This is a genomic window from Clostridium sp. AF19-22AC (assembly GCF_003479085.1).
Taxonomy (GTDB): Bacteria; Bacillota; Clostridia; order Lachnospirales; family Lachnospiraceae; genus Faecalicatena_A; species Faecalicatena_A orotica.
In genome coordinates this window covers 20,733-27,477 of record NZ_QUGN01000040.1, presented here as the reverse complement: position 1 = coordinate 27,477, position 6,745 = coordinate 20,733, and the positions used below count along the sequence as shown (strand labels likewise).

General features: G+C 42.3%; 8 protein-coding genes. All 8 read left to right on the top strand.

Annotated elements, in window-relative coordinates; translation table 11 throughout:
- The coding region (locus tag DWX43_RS25990; RefSeq protein ID WP_330582327.1) for a DUF6017 domain-containing protein at positions 1 to 1,050 on the top strand (1,050 nt) is incomplete at its 5' end.
- Between the two features lie 80 nt (positions 1,051 to 1,130).
- Positions 1,131 to 2,966, top strand: coding sequence for a VirD4-like conjugal transfer protein, CD1115 family (locus tag DWX43_RS25985; RefSeq protein WP_118622878.1), 1,836 nt, complete (start codon positions 1,131 to 1,133; stop codon positions 2,964 to 2,966).
- Between the two features lies 1 nt (position 2,967).
- Complete coding sequence (locus DWX43_RS25980) at positions 2,968 to 3,267, top strand: hypothetical protein (RefSeq protein ID WP_243099478.1); 300 nt, start codon at positions 2,968 to 2,970, stop codon at positions 3,265 to 3,267.
- A gap of 144 nt (positions 3,268 to 3,411) precedes the next feature.
- Positions 3,412 to 4,377, top strand: a complete 966-nt coding sequence (locus tag DWX43_RS25975; RefSeq protein WP_118622876.1) for an RNA-binding protein — start codon at positions 3,412 to 3,414, stop codon at positions 4,375 to 4,377.
- A 93-nt stretch (positions 4,378 to 4,470) separates the two neighbouring features.
- On the top strand, positions 4,471 to 4,905 hold the full coding sequence (locus DWX43_RS25970) for a zinc-finger-containing protein (RefSeq protein WP_118622874.1): 435 nt from the start codon (positions 4,471 to 4,473) through the stop codon (positions 4,903 to 4,905).
- 1 nt (position 4,906) lies between these two features.
- The gene (locus DWX43_RS25965) at positions 4,907 to 5,560 is read left to right on the top strand and encodes a hypothetical protein (protein WP_118622872.1); all 654 of its coding nucleotides are present in this window, start codon (positions 4,907 to 4,909) and stop codon (positions 5,558 to 5,560) included.
- Between the two features lie 10 nt (positions 5,561 to 5,570).
- Complete coding sequence (locus DWX43_RS25960; protein WP_147356333.1) at positions 5,571 to 6,179, top strand: hypothetical protein; 609 nt, start codon at positions 5,571 to 5,573, stop codon at positions 6,177 to 6,179.
- Positions 6,169 to 6,681 (top strand): hypothetical protein, encoded by a 513-nt coding sequence (locus DWX43_RS25955; protein ID WP_118622868.1) that lies wholly within the window; start codon positions 6,169 to 6,171, stop codon positions 6,679 to 6,681. Before DWX43_RS25960 ends, DWX43_RS25955 begins: the two co-directional genes overlap by 11 nt.
- Positions 6,682 to 6,745: the final 64 nt, after the last annotated feature.

The window sequence follows — 6,745 nt, the reverse complement described above, 5'->3', positions numbered from 1 at the left end:
GTAGTCTTGATTGACTACATCATTATTATACTAGGAGGTGCGGGCATGAACGGTCCGTTTGAAACGGGCAGTCTTACGGTAGATTGTATGAGCCGGCTGCAGATATCCGGAAACGTAATCCCCGTCAGTTGGTATAAGACAATCCGCAAACCAACGGGGAAACCGAATTTAAATGCAATCATTATACTGGCGGATATTGTGTACTGGTATCGGGCGGTAGAAATCAGAGATGAAATGACAGGGCAGTTGATTGGTCTGAGAAAAAAATTCCATTCAGATATGTTGCAACGCAGTTACCAGCAGCTTGCAGATCAATTTGGGATTACCAAGCGTGATGCTACGAATGCAGTTGTAGAACTTGAAAAGCTGGGTGTTGTGCGCAGGGTATTCCGAACAGTTGAGGTCAAAGGACAAACTGTGTCCAATGTATTATTTTTGGATTTGAACGTAACAGTTTTAGAGCATCTGACGTATCCGAAAGAAGCTGAAGCAGGGACACCAGAGGCAAGAGGCAGGTGTCCGCCGGATACCGTCTCACCGAAATCGGGGAGGGGTGTCACCGAAATAAGTGAGAGGGTATCCCCGGAATTTGTGGGAGGTGGCACGAAAACCAGTGAAACATATACAGAGAGTACAGCAAAAGATTACCGTACAAAAGATTTCTATCAGTCTTATCAGTATGTGGAAGATATGGTAAAGGCACAGATTGATTATGAGGCATTGAAAAATGATAATCCATACGATGAAAGAATCGATGAACTGCTTGGGATTATGGTGGAGATATTGACTTCCAGTTCTAAAACTATCCGCGTAAACAGGGAGGAAAAACCAGCACAGGTGGTAAAAGGACAATTTCATAAAATCACCAAAAATCATATTGAGTTTGTATTGCACAGTATGAATGAGAGCCAGACAAAGGCACGCAATATTCGGGCACTTCTTGTAACTGCCCTATATAATTCTGTTCATACCATTTCGACCTATTACGGGAATCTTGTACAGCATCATATGGCAACAGAGAGTTATACAGTAAAGGAGGTGGAAGAATAGACCGGAAAGGTGTTACAGTTTTAAAAATCATAGGACTGACAGCAGCATTTTTTATTCTGGTTTTATATGTGGGCGGATTTATGGAACAACTGTTCATGGAATCAGTAGTGAGGTTAGAGCCTATAGATACAATTAAACATGGTATATCATCGGCGGCAGGAATACAGTGCTCAATTGTTGCTTTTTTTCTGTTTGGTATAATTGCGGGACTGATTATCTGGAGAGGTTCGGGCAAAGAAAGTTATGATGAACGGAATTTTGAAATCTCTCAAAAGGGAACATACGGAACAGCAGGGTTTATGGGGGAAGAGGAACGCAGTCAGGTTTTAAGAACCGACAAGAATCTGGAAAAGGTAGATGGTGTGATATTTGGGCGAGACATCCAGGATAAAAAAATAATAAGTCTTCCGGTTGAGTCCAGACTTAACCGGAATTTTGCTGTATGTGGCAGTCAGGGAAGCATGAAGTCCAGAGCTTTTGCGCGTGTAATGGCATTACAATGCATCCGCAGGGGGGAAAGCATCTATCTGACAGATCCAAAATCAGAACTATACGAGGATTTGTCCTCTTACTGCCGGGAATGCGGGTATACGGTGAAACAGTTAAACCTGATCCAGTTAGAACATTCTGATGCATGGGATTGTCTTGGAGAAATTGATGACGGCAGCCTGATAGACGTATTCTGTGATGTAGTAATCCGTAATACAACGGATAAGTTCGACCATTTTTATGACAATACGGAAATGGATCTTTTAAAAGCACTTTGTCTTTATGTGTTTCATGAGTATCCACCGGAGAAGAGAACATTTCCGGAAGCTTATAAACTTTTGATTAACAAAAGTGTAGATATGCTGGATGCTATTTTTGAAAGGCTGCCGACACATCACCCTGCACGCGGTCCGTACCAGCTATTTGCGAAGGCTGAGAAGGTAAAGGGAAATGCGGTTTTGGGACTCGGAACAAGATTGCAGATTATGCAGAATAAACTGGTACAACAGATTACCAGTCATGATGAAATTGACCTGTCGCTGCCGGGAAGGGAAAAATGTGCATATTTTTGTATTACTTCCGATCAGGACAGTACTTTTGATATGCTAGCCACGCTGTTTACGTCATTTCTAAGTATCAAGCTGGTGCGTTATGCTGACCGTACAAAAGAAAGACGTTTGCCGGTGCCGATACAATTTATACTGGATGAATTCCCAAATCTTGGCGTTGTACCGGATTTTAAAAAGAAACTGGCAACAGCAAGAAGCAGGGGAATTGGCATGAGTATTCTGTTTCAAAATATTCCACAGCTGCAGAACCGGTATCCAGATAATCAGTGGGAAGAAATTTTAGGAGGATGTGACTTTTCGATCTTTTTAGGCTGTAATGATATGACGACGGCATCCTATTATAGTGACAGAACAGGAGAAATCACTGTGTCGGTATCTTCCATACGAAAGAATTACTATACTCTGCGTGCAACCGACTACGTGCCGGAGTATTCCGAGTCAACGTCACTTGGAAAGAGAATGCTGCTTCTCCCGGATGAAATTTTACGTTTCCCACTGAATCAGGGGCTATTGATTATCCGTGGGCAGAGGGTATGCCGTTTTCAAAAGATGGACTATTTGGAGCATCCGGATGCCCAACATATGAAACTGGAAAAAGTGGAGGAGCATGTGCCGGAGTGGTTTGAAAAGTGGCAAAAGGAAAAGTGTGATTTTCAGATACATACTGAACAGGAAGAGAAACCGTTAGAGGAAAAGGTATCGTGTCAGGAAGATAGCGAGCCGCTTATGCTTGATACGGAGATTAAGAAATCTGAAAAACAGAAGGCTATCAAAGAGAGCAGGCAGCAGGAGGGAAAAAGAGTGATGAAAGTGGAAGAACTCTTTGCGCCTGTTTCGTCTGAAGGAAAGGAGGCTTAGGTTGAGAAACTCCCTTGTGAAATATGGATTTATAAAAATATTGGAACTGGAGTTTGGTATATACTTGAAAGAGCATGAAACAGAAAAAATAGAACTTGCAGAAACTTGTATCGAGGTTTATGACAGCGTGGAAGACTTTTATAAGGCAACAGGCTGGCAACGGGATAATCCAGAAGAGGCAAATTTGGAATATCTTTTAAAACACAGGGTTTTGGTAGAAATTCAGGGAAAGATGTGGTATTTTTCCAGAATCCGTTATCAAGACGGGCTGAAAAAGTTAATGAAACAAGATTGCATCTGATATGCGACTGTATTGCAATGGTGATGGAATTGACATTCGAATGTGGTCCGTATAAAATAGTATCTGTAAAATAGTGATAGGGCATAAGAAGACAGCCAGAGGGCTGTTTTTTTGTGCCCTTTTTAGGATGAATGGAGGTTTACAATGGCAGAATTAAAGAAAGCAGTTAATAAGATGGAAGAGCAGGGGATACCAAGAGCGGTGTTATCGGAAGGAATCTTAACGATTGACGTAGATTCCCATGTAGAAACAATGGAAGAACAGGAGGATGCCAGATGGCATCAGCTTTTGAACGCACACCGCACGAAGAAAATTTTGACCGGACAACTTGGAGGTATTGAGAAACTGGACAGCGGATGGACAGTAGCGATTACCTATTACAACGGTTTCCGTATCTTAATTCCGATGGATGAGATGATGATCAATCTTTCGGGAGATGGAAGAGAGCATTCAGATACCTTGAACAGGCAGACAAGGATTGCCAATAATATGCTTGGCAGTGACATTGATTTCATCATTCGTGATTTGGATGAACAGAGCAGAAGCGTAGTTGCGTCAAGAAAAGATGCCATGCTGAAAAAACGTCAGATGTTCTATTTCAATGAAGATGAAGAAGAAAAACCGATGCTGTACCCAGGAAGGATTGTGGAAGCACGTGTCATTGCAGTTGCTCCAAAAGTCGTCCGGTTAGAAGTGTTCGGCGTGGAGGTTTCTGTGCGTGCAAGGGATATGGCATGGGAATGGATGGTGGATGCTAGTGAGAAATTCCAGGTGGGAGATCTTACACTCGTGATGGTGAATCAAATTAATATCCGATCAGTGGAAGAAATGGAAATTTCCGTAGATGCCAAAAGTGCAACTGCCAATGTCAATAAAGATAATCTGAAGCGGTGTGTGCGTCAGGGAAAATATGTGGGTATCATTACTGATGTATATAAAGGAACTTATTTTATCCGGCTTAATATTGGCGTCAATGCAGTTGCGCATTCCTGTAATATGGCAAGCCTTCCGTCAAAACGTGACGAGGTGGGATTTGTTGTTACCAGAATTAACGATAAGTTTGAGGTGGCAGAAGGCATTATTACCCGTATGATCAAACGTGGTGCATAAGAAAAAAAGTGTAGGGATACTGTTGACTCACAGAAAACAGATTGTTTACAATACCTGCAAACTAAAAGAAACATTTGACAGGAGGCGGTACTAATGAAAAAGAAAAGACAGAAACCGGAAAATATCCGGGTACGGTGTCCGTATTGTGGCCGCATGGCAAGGCTGCACCCGGCATCTTATGTGTATGGCAGTGACAATTTGGATTCAGAAAGTTATCTTTATGTGTGTGACGGGTATCCTGATAACTGCGATGCATATGTGGGTGCACATAAAAAATCACTTCTGCCGAAAGGGGAACTGGCGGATGGACAGCTTCGTAACAAACGGATTTTAGCACACCGCGCGTTGAATACCCTTTTGGAAGAGGGATACATGACAAAGAAGAGTGCTTATATCTGGCTGCAGAATAAGCTGTGCCTTCGGGAAAAAGACATGCATATTGCAAAGTTCTCCCTGTATTACTGTGAGGAAACAATTCGGGTATGTAATGAATTAGCCGAATGGCATCAGAAAAGAAAGGGGGCATGATATGCGTTTGATGGCAAAAGAAGATGATGTTTATAAACTGATGGATCGAAGAGACCTGTATTTGGGGGCGGCAGGACTTTGTGGAATCGTATCTGTTGTTTTACTTCTTTTCATCTCATATGGGTATGGCAATTGGGAAAATCTGTATTTTCTTTCAGTTCTTATTGTTGGAATGATTTTTTTGCTGTATTATACATGGAAAATCAACCAACGGATTATGGAAGCGGAACGGTGCTATCTGGAACTGGATGAAGACTCTTTGGCAGTATACCAGCCAGAGAAAAATGGACAGTATGAAGCCTGCCGTATTTTTTATCAGGAAATTGAAAAGATCGTGGAAGGCAGCAGAAGAGGAGTCCCTGAGTTCTATGTGGTCGTACATGGAGATGAAAACCAGAAAAGTTTTATTCTGTTAAATGGAGAAGAACAGATGCGGAAGATTTTCTGTGTCAGGTCCTTGGGATACCGCCATGAAGAATTTAAAGAGTTCTATCGAAGACTTCGCTGGGAAGTTCCCGGTAAAGTCCGGATTGTAGGTACAAAATATCAGACCGTGTGGGATATGAAACAATCGCATAAGGGATGGATGTTTTTTGTTTGTGCAGGGGCGGTATATCTAATCCTAGAGGTCTGTTTGAATCTGGGGATTTTGTAAGGAGGGCAACATGATGAGATGGTATACGGCTGTGGGGGTAAAAATGGAACATCCGGGAGGGCTGTTTTGTGTACAGGTTGGAACGGAGAACAAAATATTATCCGGTATGGAAATCTTTATTTGGAATGCGCTGCTTTGGTCATTCGTGGAAGAAACACAGATTTACGGGAGGATGGTACAGTTGTTAAAGGCTGTATTTCCGGAAAAGGATCTGGATGGGAAAACAGGAAAGGATGAATTTAACTTCTGCTTCCGGAGGCTGATCACTAGGGGACTGATTACATTCTGTGAATGTGAAACAGAAAAAGAAGCAGCAGAAAACCTGCTGCAGAATGCGATAGTTGCAAGAGTGATGAGAAACAGCGGAGAACGTTTTTTGATGTTTTGTGAAAGCTTTGCCTGTGGCACACCTTTTTGGAAAGCACTAAGAGTATTCAAAAAAGAACCCATGGAAGAAAGGTACCGGCAATTTCTACTTAAAATAGAAAAATGCGGAGAGGTAAGGTATTACTTAGAAACCACAGAGCAGCCAAATGAAATACTGGAAATGCTGTCTCTTCTGTATCAGAAGAAAATACTGTTTATCCGTTCAGTAAAGGAGGTCACTATTGAAGCATAAGAAAAAAATGAACAGACGGGAACGTATTGCCGATTATATCAATCAGCGCATGGAAGGATTTTCAAAGGTTCCCAATGTACTGGCAGACAGAGCCCTGAAAATAGGCGCTCTGTCTTTTCTTGCTCTTTTTCTTGGAAGTTATATGGGAAGGCAGATGGATTCAGCAAGTTTTATTGCATGGTCAGTCGTTATGTGGCTGTCTGGAATCGGATATGCGTTCCATCTGCTATGGTGTGGGGAGAAAAAGGAATATGAGACAATCGAAGGAACGGTGTATGAGATAAAGGGAAAACGCATTCCCGGGCGTGTCTGTAAAGTGGGAATCCGTCTTTCTGACGGAAAACAGACTGTGTTACTGATGGATAAGAAACATCAGTTTACAATTGGGAAGAAATATCGGTTCTATTTTAACAAAAGAAAGCAGGGGGTTCTATTTGGAATCCAAAAGTTAGATGCTGCTTTAAATGTAGGCTCTTACTATGGGGCGGAAGAAATTGAGTAGGGCAAGGGGGAGTCAGGGCATGGTTCGAGTCCATGCCGCCCTGTTTCGTGTGGCGCCAACACGA

What these genes read in the sequence shown, in the direction of transcription:
- DWX43_RS25985 (WP_118622878.1), top strand. Translation starts at nt 1,131, where the DNA reads ATGGAACAACTGTTCATGGAATCAGTAGTGAGGTTAGAGCCTATAGAT.
- DWX43_RS25975 (WP_118622876.1), top strand. Translation starts at nt 3,412, where the DNA reads ATGGCAGAATTAAAGAAAGCAGTTAATAAGATGGAAGAGCAGGGGATA.
- DWX43_RS25970 (WP_118622874.1), top strand. Translation starts at nt 4,471, where the DNA reads ATGAAAAAGAAAAGACAGAAACCGGAAAATATCCGGGTACGGTGTCCG.
- DWX43_RS25965 (WP_118622872.1), top strand. Translation starts at nt 4,907, where the DNA reads ATGCGTTTGATGGCAAAAGAAGATGATGTTTATAAACTGATGGATCGA.
- DWX43_RS25960 (WP_147356333.1), top strand. Translation starts at nt 5,571, where the DNA reads ATGATGAGATGGTATACGGCTGTGGGGGTAAAAATGGAACATCCGGGA.